Below are 14928 nucleotides of genomic sequence, written 5' to 3'. Positions count from 1 at the left end.
CCGCCATGAACTTCACCTCGATCTTCATCCGCAGGCCGGTCCTGGCCTCGGTGATCAGCCTCCTGATCCTGCTGCTCGGCATCCAGGGGCTGGCGACGCTGCCGGTGCGCCAGTTCCCGAAGACCGAGGAGACGGTGATCACCATCACCACCGCCTATCCCGGCGCCAGCGCCGACCTGATGCAGGGCTTCATCACCACCCCGATCGCGCAGGCGGTGGCCAGCACCGAGGGGCTGGACTACGTCACCTCCTCCTCCGTCCAGGGCGTCAGCACCGTGTCGGTGCACATGAAGCTGAACGCCAACCCGGATGCGGCGCTGACCGAGGTGCTGACCAAGGTGCAGCAGGTCCGCAACGACCTGCCGGACGAGTCGAAGGATCCGGTGGTGGTGAAGGGCACCGGCCAGGACATCGCCATCCAGTACATCGCGCTGGACAGCGACCGGATGTCGCCGGAGGAGGTGACGGAATACATTACCCGGGTGGTGCAGCCGCAGCTGTCGACCACCGAGGGCGTGGCCAAGGCCGAGATCCTGGGCGCCAAGAGCTTCGCCATGCGGGTCTGGGTCGACCCGATGCGGCTGGCGTCGCGCCAGGTCACCGCGGCCGACGTGGTGACGGCGATCCGGGCGAACAACTTCCAGTCCGCGCCGGGCCGCACCGAGGGCGAGCTGGTCACCTTCGCCATCCGCACCGACACGACGCTGCGCACGGCCGAGGCGTTCGGCGACCTGGTGGTGCGCTCCGACGGATCCAACATCGTCCGGCTGAAGGACGTGGCCCGGGTCGAGCTGGGCAGCGAGAACTACGATTCTCGGGTCACCTTCAACGGGCGCGAGGCGATCTTCGTCGCCATCAACCCGACCCCCGCGGCCAACCCGCTGACCACGGCGGCCAATGTCCGCGCGGCGATGCAGGACATCGTGCGCCAGATGCCGGAGGGCATGCGCGGCGAGATCGTCTACGACGCCACCGAGTTCATCGAGGCCTCGATCTGGGAGGTCGGCAAGACCATCCCCGAGGCGGTGGCGATCGTGGTCGTCGTCATCCTGCTGTTCCTCGGCTCGTTCCGCGCCGTGATCATTCCGGTCATCACCATCCCGCTGTCGCTGGTCGGCGTGCTGTTCTGCCTCTACGCGCTGGGATACTCGATCAACACGCTGACCCTCCTGGCCATGGTGCTGGCGATCGGCCTGGTGGTCGACGACGCCATCGTCGTGGTGGAGAACATCCACCGCCATATCGAGGAGGGGCTGACGCCCAGGCAGGCGGCGCTGAAGGGCGCGGCGGAGATCGCCGGGCCGGTGGTGTCGATGACCATCACCCTGGCCGCGGTCTATGCCCCGATCGGCTTCGCCACCGGCCTGACCGGGGCGCTGTTCCGTGAATTCGCCTTCACCCTGGCCGGCGCCGTCATCATCTCCGGCATCGTCGCGCTGACCCTGTCGCCGATGATGACCAGCAAGTTGCTGAAGCCGCATGGCGCGGGCGCCGGCCGGTTCCAGCGGACGGTCGACCGCTTCTTCACCGGGCTGCAGGGCTGGTACCACCGGCGGCTGCATAGCTCGCTGAACTACCGGCCGGTGACCATCTTCCTGGCGGTCGTGCTGCTGGGTGCCTCGGCCTTCCTGTTCGTGAACACGCCGAGCGAGCTGGCGCCGGAGGAGGACCAGGGCTTCGTGTTCATGATCCTCGAAGGGCCGCGCTACGCCAATCTGGAATACATGAACCGATTCAGCGACAAGCTGATCCGCGACCTGCAGGCGATCCCGGAGCATGACGCAATCTTCTCGGTCAATGGCGCCGGTTCGCTGGCCTCCGGCTTCGGCGGCATGACCTTCAAGCCGTGGGGCGAGCGCACCCGCAGCGGCGCCGAGATCCAGGCCCAGGTCCAGGGCGTGGTCAGCGGCATCGCCGGGGTCGAGGGCTTCGCCGTCACCCCGCCGGCATTGCCCGGCTCCAGCGGCGGCCCGCCGGTGCAGTTCGTGATCAAGGCCCCCGGTTCGCCGCAGCTGGTCTACGAGCTGGCGCAGCAGATCGCCAACGAGGCACGCAAGAGCGGCCTGTTCCTGTTCGCCAACGCCACCCTGGCCTTCGACCGGCCGGAGCTGTCGGTCGAGATCGACCGCAACAAGGCGGCGGCGCTGGGCATCAACATGAACGACATCGGCACGACGCTGAACGTCATGCTCGGCGGCAACGATATCGGCCGCTTCGACCGCGACAACCGCAGCTACAAGGTGATCCCGCAGGTGGCGCAGGAGAGCCGGCTGAACCCGGAGGAGCTGAACAAGTACTTCGTCCGCACCGCCGGCGGCGAGCTGATCCCGCTGTCTTCGGTGGTGACGCTGAAGACGCAGGCGACGGCGAACTCCTTCTCCCAGTTCAACCAGCTGAACAGCTCGACCATCCAGGGCGTGCCGACGCCGGTGATCGTCACCCTCGGCCAGGCGCTGACCTTCCTGCAGCAGACGGCGGACCGGATCCTGCCGCGCGGCGTGACATACGACTACGAGGGCGATTCGCGGCAATACGTCACCGAAGGCAATACGGTGATGATCGCCTTCGCCTTCGCGGTGATCGTGATCTTCCTGGTGCTGGCGGCGCAGTTCGAAAGCTTCCGCGACCCGCTGATCATCATGATGTCGGTGCCGCTGTCGATTTTCGGCGCGCTGGCGGTGCTGAATCTCGGCTCGATCCTCCAGCTCACCGGCGCCAGCATCAACATCTACACCCAGATCGGGCTGATCACCCTGGTCGGGCTGATCACCAAGCACGGCATCCTGATGGTCGAGTTCGCGAACACGCTGCAGGAGCAGCAGGGCCTGTCGCGGCGCGACGCGATCGAGCAGTCGGCGGCCATCCGGCTGCGGCCGATCCTGATGACCACGGCGGCGATGGTGCTGGGCGTGGTGCCGCTGCTCTACGCCACCGGCGCCGGCGCCGCGGCGCGCTTCTCGATCGGCCTGGTGATCGCATCGGGCATGTCGATCGGCACGCTGTTCACCCTGTTCGTGGTGCCGATGGTCTACACCTACCTCGCCCGCGACCATCATCGTGTGGTCGAGGAGGACACGCTGGCCCATCCCAAGCCGGCGGAATAGGGGCGGATCCCTATCCGTCGGCCGTCATTCCCGCGAAAGCGGAAATCTCACGCCGTTCGCATGGTGAGAGATCCCCGCTTCCGCGGGGATGACAAGATTTTGCTAGGTTGCGGGCCGGCTCCTCGCTTCACCTCTCCTGCCGGCTACAGACCCTTCCGCAGCGCCGAGGCGGGCTCGAGATCGGTCATCACCGGGCCGGTGATCCGGAAGCCGCAGCGCTCGTAGAAGGGGCGGGCCCGGTCGCCGGCGACGACATGCAGCGCATCGGCGCCGAGCCGGGCGGCGCGTGCTTCGGCCTCCGCCAGCAGCCGCCGACCGATGCCCCGGCCCCAGGCGGCGGGGTCGACGAACAGATCCTCCAGATCGGCCGCGCCGTCGTCGCGCGGCAGCACCGTGGCGAAGCCGGTGATCGTGCCGTCCAGCTCCGCGACGAGGATCGCGGGCAGGTGCTCGGAGGGGACCTCCCGCGCCTCGGGCAGCGCCCGCAGCGTCTCGACATGGTCGCCCCAGGCCAGGGAGGCGCGCAGCTTGAGGGCGCCGAGGACGTCCCGGTCCTCCGGCCGCGCGGTGCGGATCATGATCCCGGATGCCATGCCGTTCTCCGGCTGCGCCTGTGCCGGCAGGGCCGTGGCTGGGCCAGGCCCGCCGGCACAGGCAGTTTTTGATGCGTCGCCGGTCTCCGGCGGCAGGGCCGGAGTCGCTATAGCACGAAGTCGCCGGCGACCAGGGTGGTGGCGCTGGTGACGGCGATGGCCATGTCGGCGACCTTGTCGCCGTTCACATCGGCCAGCACGACCTGGACGCCGCCGCTGAAGGTCAGGCGCACCTCGTGTCCCGCCCCGGTGAAGTTGCCGCTGCCGAGGAAGGTGAAGGCGGTGTCGCCGTTGCCGGCGTTGCCGTCGGCATCGATGGCGCCGAGATCGATGCGGTCGCTCTCGACATGCGAGAAGTCGTTGATACTGTCCCGCCCGGCCGCCGCCACGGTGCTGTCGGAGATCGCCGTGTAGACGAAGATATCGGCGCCGAGACCGCCCTTCAGCGCATCCGCGCCGGCGCCTCCGTTCAGCACGTCGTTGCCGGCCAGGCCCCACAGCGCGTTGGCGCCGGCATTGCCGGTGACGGTGTCGGCATAGGCCGATCCCATCGCGTTCTCGACGCCGCTGTAGGTATCCCCCGTGGCGTCGCCGGCGCTGCCGCCGGTGGCGAGGTTGACCGTCACCGCCGCCGTCGCCGAATCGTACATCGCGATATCGGTGCCGTTGCCGCCGTTCAGCGCGTCGGCCCCGGCGCCCCCCGTCAGGTAGTCGTCGCCATCGCCGCCCTGCAGCGCGTCGGCCCCGGCCTCGCCGTAGAGGGAATCATTGCCGGCGTCGCCGGTCAGGGTGTCGGCGCCGTCGCCGCCATACAGGCGGTCCGCGCCGACCAGGCCGCGCAGCACATTGGCGCCCGCATCGCCCCTGATGGCATCGTCGAAGCCCGAGCCCAGCACGTTCTCGACGCCGGTGAAGCTGTCCCCGGCCGCGACGCCGCCCGTCCCGCCACTGGCAAGGCTCAGCGTCACCGCGGCGCCGGCCTCGGCATAGTTGGCGGTGTCGTTGCCGGCGCCGCCGTTCAGCACATCGGCCCCGTCGCCGCCGATCAGCAGGTCGTCGCCGTCGCCGCCCTGCAGCGTGTCGGCCCCGGCCTCGCCATAGAGGGCATCGTTGCCGGCGCCCCCGGCGAGGATGTCGTTGCCATCATGGCCCCACAGCGTGTTGGCGCCGGCATCGCCGGTCAGGCTGTCGGCGAGATTCGACCCTCCGAGATTCTGGATCCCGTAGAGCTTGTCGCCCTCCGCGTCCCCGCCCGTGTTGATGTTGGTGGCCAGGTTCACCGTCACCCCGGCCAGGGAGGTTGCGTACTCCACCCGGTCGACGCCGGCGGGGTGGACCGCGCCGGCGTCGTGCCCGTAGAGCTCGTCGGCTCCGGCTCCGCCGTTGAGAATATCGTCCCCATAGCCGCCGAGCAGCCGGTTGACGCCGGCGTCGCCGGTCAGGACGTCGTTCAAGTCGGATCCGAAGACATTCTCGATGCCGGTCAGGAAATCGCCCTCGGCATCGCCGCCGCTGGCCGCCCCGGTCGCCAGGTTGATCGTCACGCCGACGGTGCTCGTGAAGTAATAGACTATGTCATTGCCGTCGCCACCGATCAGCGTATCGGCGCCTTTCTCGCCCCAGAGCGTGTCGTTGCCGGCGCCGCCGTCCAGATAATCATCGCCACCATAGCCGTACAGGATGTCGTCTCCGTCCAATCCGTTGAAGTGATTGATGACGTTACCATCCTGGCCCTTGATGCTGTCCTTGCCGTTCGTTCCGATGATATTGGCATATCCGCCATCAAGATAGGCTTCGTTCCCGCCCTGGTAGAATATGGACTGGATATTTGTTTCGGAATAACTGACATAGATGCCGTCCTGGTCCGGCGTGAACGGAAGGCCGCTTTTATCCAAGGTGCCCGGGATGGTCATTCCTATCTCCTTGTGAAAATGATCGCCCGATGGGAGCGGCCGCAAATTGGCCGGAGAGGACACCAGGGCGATGGCATCGGATAGCCGCATCATAGGAAATTGTGCAAATTCGCGTCAATCGTGCCAGATGTCGTCACGTCGGCATCACGGCGGCATCGATGCGATTTTCGGAGGTGGATCCTCGAATTCGGTATTGAACAAGCGAATGTAATTCATATTTGGTTTTGATTTTATTTAGATAGTCGGGCCGATATGTAATATATTTGTGAGGCGCCGTACGATCTGACAGTATATGTGCAAATGAATTTATGTTTTTGCGGGGGCAGCCGCGGCTGCTGCGACGCTGATAGCCTGCTCATCGACAGAAAGGGATAGGGTCATGACGAACGGTACCAGGCCGACCCAAGAGCAGATTCAGGCTGCCGCCCGGGATCTCCTAGCCCCTCTCCTGGGCATGGAGGCCGAGGATATCGACCTCTCCAGGGACCTCCCGGATTGCGGCCTGAATTCGATATTGGCAGTGCAACTCGCCTCCGGCTTGCGGGAGAAGCTGGGGATCGAGGTGCCCTCCGGACTGGTCCTCCGGAGCCGTACGGTCGGCGAGCTCTCCTGGGCTCTGGCGGCGCAGGCGCCGCCGGCGGCCTAGCGCAGCAGCTTCAGCGCGCCGGTCAGCGAGCGGACCCATTTCGCCGGGCCGGCGAGGCCGAGGCCGTCGATCGTCTCCTCGGCCAGGTCGCGGCTGGGGAAGCCGGCCTCGTAGTCGGCATAGACATGCTGCGACCGGGCGAAGGCCGGGAACGGCACCACCGCCCGCTCGCCCTCGTCCGGCCGGGCCAGCGCCTTCAAGAGCAGTGCCCGGATCGCTGGCGCATCGGCCTGCAGCACCGGCACCGGCTGGTTCGAGCTGATATCGATGGTGCGGTCGTGACGATCGGTCAGTTGCCGCGCCGCCAGGGTCGGCAGCTTCGCGCCCAGGCCGATGGCGATGGCGCCGGCGGTGTTGGCGATCAGCCCCACCGGCAGCTCCGGATTGACGACGATGGCGAGGCGCAGATCCTGGGTCATGGCGGCTTTCGTGGGCGGTGGATGCGCCTGGAAGGATAGCGCTGGCCTGCTGGATAATCCTGCCTATGATTGTGCTGAGAGGCGCAATTTCGGTAGGATTTACCTAAGCAGGCCTTATTCTCGGTAGATCATGTCGAACCCACTCGAGTCCGTCGACCGCCGCATCCTCGCCGCCCTGCAGCAGGACGGGCGCCTGACCAACCAGGCGCTGTCGGCCGAGGTCGGGCTGTCGACCTCGCCCTGCTGGCGCCGGGTGCGGCAGCTGGAGGAGGAGGGGGTGATCCGGGGCTACCGCGCGGTGCTGGACCGGCGGCGCATCGGCCTCGGCGTCCTCGCCTTCATCCGGGTCCGGATCGGCAGCCACAGCGCCGAGGAGGCGGAGGAGTTCTCGGAGAGCGTCCGCCAGATCCGGGAGGTCGTCGCCTGTTACAGCATCGCCGGGGATTCGGACTTCCTGCTGCAGGTCGTCGCCCCCGACCTCGACAGCTATGCCGACTTCGCCATGGCCGTGGTCCGCCGCCTGCCGGGGATCAAGGAGATGCAGACCATGTTCGTGCTGAAAGAAATCAAGCCGTTCCAGGGCTTCCCGCTCGCCGGCCCCTGACGCCGCTCACCCCTGGCGCAGCACCACCACGGCATAGGTGCAGGGGCCGTCGCTGTCGTTGCGGAAGACGCAGCCAACCGGCGGGCCGAGCTCCAGGCAATCGCCGGCCGCCATCGTGTGCCGCACCGTGCCCTCGACGAAGACCAACTCCCCCTCCAGCACCCAGATCAGCTGGCGCTGGAAGGCATAGGCCGAGGCCGGCATCGGCACCGCGCGCCCGGCCGGCAGCTCGATCCGAACGAGATCCAGCGGCAGGTCGGTGCGCGGCGAGACGTGACGGCGCAGATATCCCGTCTGCGGGTCGGTCCACACCGGCTGCTCGGCCTTCCGCGACAGCCGGCCCTGCTGCATCTCGGCCCGCGCCATCAGGGTCGACATGCTCAGGCCGAAGGCGCCGGACAGCTTGCCAAGCAGGTTGGCGGTCGGGCTGCTCTCGCCGCGCTCGACCTTGAACACCATGGCGCGGGAGATGCCGGCGCGGACGGCGAGGTCGGAGAGCGACCAGCCACGGCTCTCCCGCTCGATGCGGATGCGGGCGCCGATGCGCCGGTCGATGCCGTCGGGGTTCATGGTGTGGTCTACTATAGTGGACCATGCGAGCTCTGCGTATCACTAAAGTGCACGCTGTGATCGGCGGGCTTATCTTGGGCGGGGTGAACCAAGGGCAGGGTGAGATGCGCATCCGCAACGCCGAGGCCGGGGACATCTCCGGCATCCTCGAGATCTACAATGATGCCGTGCTGCACACGACGGCGATCTGGAACGAGACCGTGGTCGACGCCGCCGACCGCGCCGCCTGGGTGGCTGAACGCCAGCGCCTCGGCTACCCGGTGCTGGTGGCGGTCAACGATGAGGGGGATGTGGAGGGCTATGCGTCCTTCGGCGGCTGGCGCGCCTGGGACGGCTATCGCCACACGGTGGAGCATTCGGTCTATGTCCGCCGCGACCGGCGCGGCGGCGGCATCGGCCGGGCGCTGATGCGGGAGCTGATCATGCGGGCCGGGGCGCTGGGCAAGCATGTCATGGTCGCCGGCATCGAGGCCGGCAACACCGCGTCGATCCGGCTGCATGAGAGCCTGGGTTTCGAGGCGGCCGGGGTGCTGCGCGAGGTCGGGACGAAGTTCGGCCGCTGGCTCGACCTGGCCTTCCTGCAACTGCGGCTGGACGGTCCGGAGGGCCAGGGCTGATGGGCGCCGCCGCCACCGTCGCGCTGCTGGCCGCCGCGGGCGTCTGCCTGGTGCTGCAGAACCTACTGATGGTCCGGATCACGCTGTCGGCCCCGACCGTGCTGGTGGCGCTGGTGGCCAACTCGGCCGTCGGGCTGATGCTGCTCTTGTCCCTGCTGCTGCTGCGCGCCGGCCCGGGCGGCGTGGCCGAGGCCGCGTCGGCGCTGCGCCCCTGGGCGCTGCTGCCGGGCCTGCTCGGCTCGGTCTTCGTCTTCGCCGGGATCCTTGGCTATCAGCGGCTGGGCGCGGCGCCGACCATCGCCGTTCTGGTGGCCAGCCAGCTGGTGGCCGGGCTGGCGGCCGACCAGATGAAGCCCGGAGCCCCGGCCCTGTCGGCCCAGGCGCTGCCGATCCTCGGCGCGGCGCTGCTGGTGGTGGGCGCCGTGCTGGTCGCGCGGCGCGGCGGCTGAGGCGTCAGGTCCCCGGCCGGCCCAGCCAGCCTTCGCCGTCGATCACGGCGTCGACGGCGCGGGCGATCTCGTGCGGGGCCTTGCCCTGGGCCCGCAGCTCGGCGCGCAGCAGGCCCAGCCGGGCCAGGCGGGCACCCCAGTCGCGATGGATCAGCCGCTCGGCGAACAGCCGCAGCCGGCCGGCCAGGCGCGGGCTCTGCCCGCCGGTGGAGATCGCCACCACCAGGTCGCCGCGGCGGACGATCGCCGGCAAATGGAAGTCGCAAAGGGCCGTGCGATCCTCGACGTTGACCAGCAGGCCCAGGCGGCGGGCCAGGATGGCGAGGTCGGCCGACGGCGCCTCGTCCAGGTCGGCCACCAGCAGCAGGCGATGCGTGCTCAGATCCGCGGCACCCGGCAGGCGCCGTCGCAGCCGGTCACCGGCGGCCAGCACCAGGTCGGGCGACGGGTCGTCGGCGAAGACGGTGACGGTAAAGCCGCCCTCATCCAGCTGGGCAAGGCGGCGCACTGCCTTGTCGCCGCGACCGGCCAGGGCGACCGGCACCGCCTCGGGGCACAGGGAGATCGGCAGCATCTAGAGCGCCTTCCCACCGGGCAGCAGCGTGGCCAGCTTGTCGATGCCCTGGCGGTGGCACCAGTCGCCGAAGCCCTCTCCCGGCAGCCGCTCCTGCGCGAAGGCGCCGAACAGCGGGTCCAGCGTGTCGGCGATCGCCGCCTCCGGCACCTTCTCGGTCAGCTTGGCGTTCAGCCGCGTGCCCTCGAAATCGCCGCCGACGAACAGGGCGAAGGTGCCGGGGGTGCGGCCGACCAGGCCGATATCGCCGGCATAAGGGCGGGCGCAGCCATTCGGGCAGCCGGTGATGCGGATGCTGATCCGCTCCTCGATCAGCCCGTGCTTGCGCAGGGTGGCCTCGATCGAATCGACCAGCGGCTCGCGGATGCGCTCGGCCTCCGACAGGGCCAGGCCGCAGGTCGGCAGGGCCGGGCAGGCCAGGGCCCAGCGCCGCACCGCGGTCAGGTCCTCGGCGAAGACCACGCCGTGGCTGCGCAGATGCGCCTCGATCTCGTCCCGCTCACCCGGCGCGATGTCGGCGATCAGGATGTCCTGCTGCGGCGTCAGCACCGACGGCTTGGCCCAGTTCTCGAACAGGGCGCGCAGCGCGGTGCGCAGCCGCACCTTCGGGCCGTCCTCGATCCGGCCGCTGGCGACCGGCAGGCCCAGCCAGAAGCGGCCGTCGCCCTGCTCGTGCCAGCCGAGATGGTCGGGCACCTGGAACGGGCCGTGCGGCAGCGGGTCGGCCAGTACCCGGCCGAACTGGCGCTCCAGTTCCTTCCGGGTCCAGTCGAGGCCCATGTCGTCCAGCACGTATTTCAGCCGGGCGCGCTTGCGGTCGGCGCGGTTGCCGTGATCGCGGTACAGGCGGATCACCGCCTCGGCGCCCTGCAGCAGCTCGCCCGGGCCGACCGAGGCGATCGGCGAGGCCATGCGGGCATGGGTGCCCACCTTGGTGTGGGTCAGCCCCTGGCCGCCGCCGAGATTGAGATTGTAGCCGACCAGATGGTCGCCCTCGAACACCGAGAGGATGCCGAGGTCCTGGGTCAGCAGGTCGATCGAGTTGTCCTCGGGCGTGGCCAAGCCGATCTTGAATTTCCGCGGCAGATAGGTGGCACCGTACAGCGGCTCATCGACCGATTCGGCCGGGACGACGTTCTCCTCGTCCAGGAAGATCTCGTAATAGGCCCGGCTCTTCGGCAGGAGGCGCGTCGACAGGAAGCGGGCATCCGCTTCCAGCCGCGCATGCACCGCGTCGCGGATCGGCGCCGGGGTGGTCATGACGTTGCGCACCACGTCGCCGCAGGCCGACATGGTGGTCAGCATCGAATGATTGATGTCGGCGATCGTCGCCTTCAGATTTCCCTTCAACACGCCGTGGAACTGGATTCCCTGGCGCGTGGTAATCCGCAGCGTTCCGTTGGAGTACCTGTCGGCGATGGCGTCCAGCGCCAGGTACTGCTCGGCCGTCAGCCGCCCGCCCGGGATGCGGGCGCGGACCATGAACTGGTATTCCTTCTCCAGCCCCTGCTTCTTCCGCGCGGTCGCGGTGTCACGGTCGTACTGCTCGTAGCTTCCGTGGAATTTCAGAAGGTTATAGCTCTCCTCGGTGACCGAGGGACCGGGCGTGAGCAGGTCGGCGGCGATGCCGCCGCGCAGGAATCGACTCTGTTCCTTCACGCCTTCGACGGCGGAAAGCTTCGGGGTGGCCGCGGGGGCGGCGGTCGGATCGGCGGACATCGGCGGCGGCGTTCTATCCACAATTGATGGTTGACATTAGTCTCCAGATTCACACACAGTCAATCAGCAAATATGCTCCATTTTACAGTGAAATTGGAGATTTTGCCGACCATGAGCACCCGATGTCCGCCTCTGCCGCTGCATCATCGCAGCTCGATCAGGAGCTGATCGCCGCCGAATTCGACGGGCTGGACGGGCATGCATTGATCGAAAAGGCGCTGGCGGATCCGCGGCTCGGCCGCATCGCGCTGGTGTCCTCCTTCGGAACCGAGGCGGCGGTGCTGCTGGCGCTGGTGGCCGAGGCCGCGCCGGCCACGCCGGTCGTCTTCCTCGACACGCTGCGCCATTTCGGCGAGACTCTGCGCTACCGCGACCGCCTGGTCGCGCAGCTCGGACTTCTGGATGTGCGCTCGGTCAGGCCGGACCCCGCCGAAATCGCCAAGCGAGACCCCGACCTGCTGCTGTTCCAGCGCGATCCCGACGCCTGCTGCGCCCTGCGCAAGGTCGAGCCGCTGGAGCGGGCGCTGGCCGGCTTCGGCGGCTGGATCACCGGCCGCAAGCGCTTCCAGGCGCTCACCCGCGCGTCGCTGCCGGCGGTGGAATGGGCCGCCGATGAGGGCCGCTTCAAGATCAACCCGCTGGCCGGCTGGTCGCCCGACCGGGTCGCCGCGGAGTTCGAGGCCAGGGACCTGCCGCACCATCCGCTGGAGGCCGACGGCTTCCTGTCGATCGGCTGCATGCCCTGTACCGAGCGGGTCGCGCCCGGCGCCGACCCGCGCTCAGGCCGCTGGTCTGGCCAGGCCAAGACCGAATGCGGCATCCACCGCCCCGCCGATCCCGTCCCCTCCCAGGTCACGCTCCTTTAAGACATGACTCATCTCGACGAACTCGAAGCGGAGAGCATCACCATTCTCCGCGAGGCCTTCGCCCGCATCGATCGGCTGGCGCTCTTGTGGTCCATCGGCAAGGACTCGACTTTGATCCTGTGGCTGCTGCGCAAGGCGTTCTTCGGCCATATCCCGTTCCCGCTGATCCAGCTCGACACCCATATGGAGCTGCCGGAGGTCTATGAGTTCCGCGACAAGCTGGTGCGGGACTGGAACCTGCCGCTGATCGTCGAGGACTGCCCGCCGGAAGAGGAGATGGACCAGACCCTCGCCGCCGGCGGCCGGGCGGCGGCGCGCAAGACCGAGGGGCTGAAGGCGGTGATCCAGCGCGAGGGCTTCGAGGGCATCATCGTCGGCATCCGCCGCGACGAACAGGGCACCCGGGCGAAGGAGCGGGTGTTCAGCCCGCGCAGCTTCGAGGGCGCCTGGGACGTGGCCGACCAGCCGGCGGAGTTCTGGGGCCAGTACAAGACCCGGTTCGAGCCCGGCACCCATGTCCGGATCCACCCGATCCTGAAATGGACCGAGATCGACGTCTGGCGCTACACCCAGCGCGAGGGCATCCCGATCGTGCCGCTGTATCTGGCCAAGGACGGGTTGCGCTACCGCTCGCTGGGCGAGAAGAACATCACCCTGCCGGTGGCCAGCGACGCCGACACGATCGAGGCGATCATCGCCGAGCTCGAGACCACCAAGGTCTCCGAGCGCTCCGGCCGCATCATCGATAACGAGACCGAGGACGGCTTCGAGCGCCTCCGCAGCGCGGGATATATGTGACATGGACGGAATCGTCGCCCTGCACCCGGCGCTGGCCGCCGCCCGCACCCTGCGCGTCGTCATCGCCGGGCATGTCGACCACGGCAAGTCGACCCTGATCGGTCGCCTGCTGCACGACACCGGCACGCTCGGCCCCGAGCGGGTTACCGCGGTCGAGGCGATGAGCAAGAAGCGCGGCATGCCGTTCGAATGGTCGTTCCTGATCGACGCGCTGCAGTCCGAGCGCGACCAGGGCATCACCATCGACACGGCCGAGGTGCAGTTCCGCACCGCCCGCCGGCGCTACGTGCTGATCGACGCGCCGGGCCATGCCGAGTTCCTGAAGAACATGGTCTCCGGCGCCGCCGGGGCCGATGCGGCACTGCTGCTGGTCGATGCCCGCGAGGGCACGCTGGAGCAGTCGCGCCGCCATGCCCTGATCCTCGGCCTGCTCGGCATCACCCAGGTGGTGGTGGCGATCAACAAGATGGACCTGGTGGAATACGACCAGGCCCGCTTCCAGGCGGTGACCGACGAGATCTCGGCCTATCTCAGCAGCGTCGGCATCACCCCCGCGGTGGTGGTGCCGCTGGCCGCCCGGCACGGCGAGAACATCGCCAGCCGCTCCAAGCTGATGCCCTGGCATGACGGGCCGTCGCTGGTCGAGGCGCTGGACGGGCTCGAGGCCGCGCCGGCGCCGACCGAGCAGGCGCTGCGCCTGCCGGTGCAGGACGTCTACAAGTTCGACGACCGGCGCATCGTCGCCGGCCGGATCGAGAGCGGCGCGCTGGCGGTCGGCCAGGCCCTGCGCTTCGCCCCCTCCGGCAAGATCGCCCGCATCGCCACGATCGAGAGCTGGCCGGCGGCGGAGATCACCAGCGCCAAGGCCGGCCAGGCGGTCGGGCTGACGCTGGACCCGCCGGTCTTCGTCGAGCGCGGCCAGATCGCCACGCTGGTCGAGCAGGCGCCGGCGACCGCCACCCGGCTGAAGCTGCGCCTGTTCTGGCTGGCGCGCGAGCCCCTGCGCCCCGGCGCCCGGCTGACGCTGCGACTGGCCACGGCCGAGCACACGGTGACGGTGGAGCGCATCGCCCATGTCGTCGAGGTGCACACGCTGGAGACCCGCACGGCCGAGCTGGTGCGGCGCAACGAGACGGCGGAGATCGAGGTGGTGGGCCGTACCGCCATCGCCTTCGACCGCCATGCCGACCTGCCGGGCACCGGCCGCGGCGTGCTGGTCGACGGCTACGACATCGTGGGTGGCGTCACCATCCTCGACGCCACGGCCGATAGCCGGCTGCTGTTCCCGACCGAGCGGCGGGTCGATGCCGCGGCCCGGCGCGTCGCCAACGGCCATGGCGGCGGCGTGGTCTGGCTGACCGGCCTGTCCGGGGCCGGCAAGTCGACTCTGGCGACGGCGTTGGAATCCCGCCTGTTCGCCCGCGGCTGGCAGGCGACGGTGCTGGACGGCGATTCGCTGCGCACCGGGCTCGGCCGCGACCTCGGCTTCTCGACCGAGGACCGGGCCGAGAATGTCCGCCGCGCGGCCGAGGTGGCGCGGCTGTTCGCCGAGGCCGGGCTGATCGCGATCGTGGCCCTGATCTCGCCGGAGCGCTGGCACCGCGCCTTGGCCGGCGACGTGATCGGCGACGGCTTCCGCGAGGTGTTCGTGAAGGCGGACCTGGCGATCTGCGAGCAGCGCGACCCCAAGGGCCTCTACGCCAAGGCGCGCCGCGGCGAGATCCAGAGCTTCACCGGCGTCTCGGCCCCCTACGAGGCGCCGGAGACGCCGGACCTGACGATCGACACCGGCACTATGCCTTTGGATGCGGCGATCGACCTGCTGGAGTCCTTCACCATCACCGGCTTCGCCGGCTCGGCCAAGCGGGTGGGCGAGGACGCGGATCCGTCGATTTAGCCACTCCCTTCGCTGTCATCCTCGGGCTTGACCCGAGGATCCAGGGGCTTTCAAGAGTCGCTCTCGGTGGGCGTCGTGTCGATCGGGATGGGCCGGGGCCGCCCCCTCACCCGAAATCGCTGCGCGATTTCGACCTCTCCCCAAGGAGAGGTGAAAGGG

Annotated in this window: 14 protein-coding genes; 8 read left to right on the top strand and 6 right to left on the bottom strand. The window is 68.8% G+C overall.

What is annotated here, in order from left to right; all coding sequences use genetic code 11:
* Window positions 1-5: 5 nt before the first annotated feature.
* Window positions 6-3104, top strand: coding sequence for an efflux RND transporter permease subunit (locus tag ABDW35_RS01725; protein ID WP_343712117.1), 3099 nt, complete (start codon window positions 6-8; stop codon window positions 3102-3104).
* 143 nt (window positions 3105-3247) lie between these two features.
* On the opposite strand, the gene ABDW35_RS01720 is transcribed toward ABDW35_RS01725, so the two are convergent.
* Both ABDW35_RS01720 and ABDW35_RS01715 read right to left on the bottom strand, forming a co-directional pair.
* On the bottom strand, window positions 3248-3697 hold the full coding sequence (locus ABDW35_RS01720; protein WP_343712116.1) for a GNAT family N-acetyltransferase: 450 nt from the start codon (window positions 3695-3697) through the stop codon (window positions 3248-3250).
* 107 nt (window positions 3698-3804) lie between these two features.
* Window positions 3805-5610 (bottom strand): calcium-binding protein, encoded by a 1806-nt coding sequence (locus ABDW35_RS01715; protein WP_343712115.1) that lies wholly within the window; start codon window positions 5608-5610, stop codon window positions 3805-3807.
* Between the two features lie 379 nt (window positions 5611-5989).
* On the opposite strand from ABDW35_RS01715, the gene ABDW35_RS01710 reads away from it, so the two are divergent.
* A complete protein-coding gene (locus ABDW35_RS01710; protein ID WP_343712114.1) occupies window positions 5990-6256 on the top strand; it encodes an acyl carrier protein in 267 nt (88 codons plus the stop codon).
* Here ABDW35_RS01710 and ABDW35_RS01705 read toward each other — a convergent pair.
* Window positions 6253-6675, bottom strand: coding sequence for a DUF2000 domain-containing protein (locus ABDW35_RS01705; protein ID WP_343712113.1), 423 nt, complete (start codon window positions 6673-6675; stop codon window positions 6253-6255). The genes ABDW35_RS01710 and ABDW35_RS01705 overlap by 4 nt on opposite strands.
* A gap of 130 nt (window positions 6676-6805) precedes the next feature.
* Between ABDW35_RS01705 and ABDW35_RS01700 the strand changes: the two genes are divergently transcribed.
* On the top strand, window positions 6806-7279 hold the full coding sequence (locus ABDW35_RS01700) for an Lrp/AsnC family transcriptional regulator (RefSeq protein ID WP_343712112.1): 474 nt from the start codon (window positions 6806-6808) through the stop codon (window positions 7277-7279).
* Between the two features lie 6 nt (window positions 7280-7285).
* Here ABDW35_RS01700 and ABDW35_RS01695 read toward each other — a convergent pair whose 3' ends face one another.
* Window positions 7286-7849 carry an XRE family transcriptional regulator gene (locus ABDW35_RS01695; RefSeq protein ID WP_343712111.1) on the bottom strand — a complete coding sequence of 188 codons (564 nt, stop codon included), beginning with the start codon at window positions 7847-7849 and terminating at the stop codon, window positions 7286-7288.
* A 104-nt stretch (window positions 7850-7953) separates the two neighbouring features.
* On the opposite strand from ABDW35_RS01695, the gene ABDW35_RS01690 reads away from it, so the two are divergent.
* Window positions 7954-8466: an N-acetyltransferase family protein gene (locus tag ABDW35_RS01690; RefSeq protein WP_343712110.1), complete on the top strand. Its 513-nt coding sequence runs from the start codon at window positions 7954-7956 to the stop codon at window positions 8464-8466.
* Window positions 8466-8915: a DMT family transporter gene (locus ABDW35_RS01685; RefSeq protein WP_343712109.1), complete on the top strand. Its 450-nt coding sequence runs from the start codon at window positions 8466-8468 to the stop codon at window positions 8913-8915. The genes ABDW35_RS01690 and ABDW35_RS01685 overlap by 1 nt, the downstream gene beginning before the upstream one ends.
* Before the next feature lie 4 nt (window positions 8916-8919).
* Here the strand turns inward: ABDW35_RS01685 and ABDW35_RS01680 are convergent, their stop codons facing one another.
* Both ABDW35_RS01680 and ABDW35_RS01675 read right to left on the bottom strand, forming a co-directional pair.
* On the bottom strand, window positions 8920-9489 hold the full coding sequence (locus ABDW35_RS01680) for an NAD(P)-dependent oxidoreductase (RefSeq protein WP_343712108.1): 570 nt from the start codon (window positions 9487-9489) through the stop codon (window positions 8920-8922).
* A complete protein-coding gene (locus ABDW35_RS01675; protein ID WP_343712107.1) occupies window positions 9490-11208 on the bottom strand; it encodes an NADPH-dependent assimilatory sulfite reductase hemoprotein subunit in 1719 nt (572 codons plus the stop codon).
* 122 nt (window positions 11209-11330) lie between these two features.
* On the opposite strand from ABDW35_RS01675, the gene ABDW35_RS01670 reads away from it, so the two are divergent.
* The 3 genes from ABDW35_RS01670 to cysC are packed head-to-tail and all read left to right on the top strand — an operon-like array spanning window position 11331 to window position 14769.
* Window positions 11331-12074, top strand: a complete 744-nt coding sequence (locus ABDW35_RS01670) for a phosphoadenylyl-sulfate reductase (RefSeq protein ID WP_343712106.1) — start codon at window positions 11331-11333, stop codon at window positions 12072-12074.
* Between the two features lie 3 nt (window positions 12075-12077).
* Window positions 12078-12872, top strand: a complete 795-nt coding sequence (gene cysD, locus ABDW35_RS01665) for a sulfate adenylyltransferase subunit CysD (protein WP_343712105.1) — start codon at window positions 12078-12080, stop codon at window positions 12870-12872.
* A gap of 1 nt (window position 12873) precedes the next feature.
* Window positions 12874-14769 (top strand): adenylyl-sulfate kinase, encoded by a 1896-nt coding sequence (cysC, locus tag ABDW35_RS01660; RefSeq protein ID WP_343712104.1) that lies wholly within the window; start codon window positions 12874-12876, stop codon window positions 14767-14769.
* Window positions 14770-14928: the final 159 nt, after the last annotated feature.

Source organism: Inquilinus sp. (assembly GCF_039594555.1).
Lineage (GTDB): Bacteria > Pseudomonadota > Alphaproteobacteria > DSM-16000 > Inquilinaceae > Inquilinus.
This window is presented reverse-complemented; position numbering and strand designations above follow the sequence as displayed.

Excerpts from the sequence above, each read along its gene's own strand:
- ABDW35_RS01725 (WP_343712117.1), top strand. The coding sequence starts at position 6 with ATGAACTTCACCTCGATCTTCATCCGCAGGCCGGTCCTGGCCTCGGTG.
- ABDW35_RS01720 (WP_343712116.1), bottom strand. The coding sequence starts at position 3,697 with ATGGCATCCGGGATCATGATCCGCACCGCGCGGCCGGAGGACCGGGAC.
- ABDW35_RS01715 (WP_343712115.1), bottom strand. The coding sequence starts at position 5,610 with ATGACCATCCCGGGCACCTTGGATAAAAGCGGCCTTCCGTTCACGCCG.
- ABDW35_RS01710 (WP_343712114.1), top strand. The coding sequence starts at position 5,990 with ATGACGAACGGTACCAGGCCGACCCAAGAGCAGATTCAGGCTGCCGCC.
- ABDW35_RS01705 (WP_343712113.1), bottom strand. The coding sequence starts at position 6,675 with ATGACCCAGGATCTGCGCCTCGCCATCGTCGTCAATCCGGAGCTGCCG.
- ABDW35_RS01700 (WP_343712112.1), top strand. The coding sequence starts at position 6,806 with ATGTCGAACCCACTCGAGTCCGTCGACCGCCGCATCCTCGCCGCCCTG.
- ABDW35_RS01695 (WP_343712111.1), bottom strand. The coding sequence starts at position 7,849 with ATGAACCCCGACGGCATCGACCGGCGCATCGGCGCCCGCATCCGCATC.
- ABDW35_RS01690 (WP_343712110.1), top strand. The coding sequence starts at position 7,954 with ATGCGCATCCGCAACGCCGAGGCCGGGGACATCTCCGGCATCCTCGAG.
- ABDW35_RS01685 (WP_343712109.1), top strand. The coding sequence starts at position 8,466 with ATGGGCGCCGCCGCCACCGTCGCGCTGCTGGCCGCCGCGGGCGTCTGC.
- ABDW35_RS01680 (WP_343712108.1), bottom strand. The coding sequence starts at position 9,489 with ATGCTGCCGATCTCCCTGTGCCCCGAGGCGGTGCCGGTCGCCCTGGCC.
- ABDW35_RS01675 (WP_343712107.1), bottom strand. The coding sequence starts at position 11,208 with ATGTCCGCCGATCCGACCGCCGCCCCCGCGGCCACCCCGAAGCTTTCC.
- ABDW35_RS01670 (WP_343712106.1), top strand. The coding sequence starts at position 11,331 with ATGTCCGCCTCTGCCGCTGCATCATCGCAGCTCGATCAGGAGCTGATC.
- cysD (WP_343712105.1), top strand. The coding sequence starts at position 12,078 with ATGACTCATCTCGACGAACTCGAAGCGGAGAGCATCACCATTCTCCGC.
- cysC (WP_343712104.1), top strand. The coding sequence starts at position 12,874 with ATGGACGGAATCGTCGCCCTGCACCCGGCGCTGGCCGCCGCCCGCACC.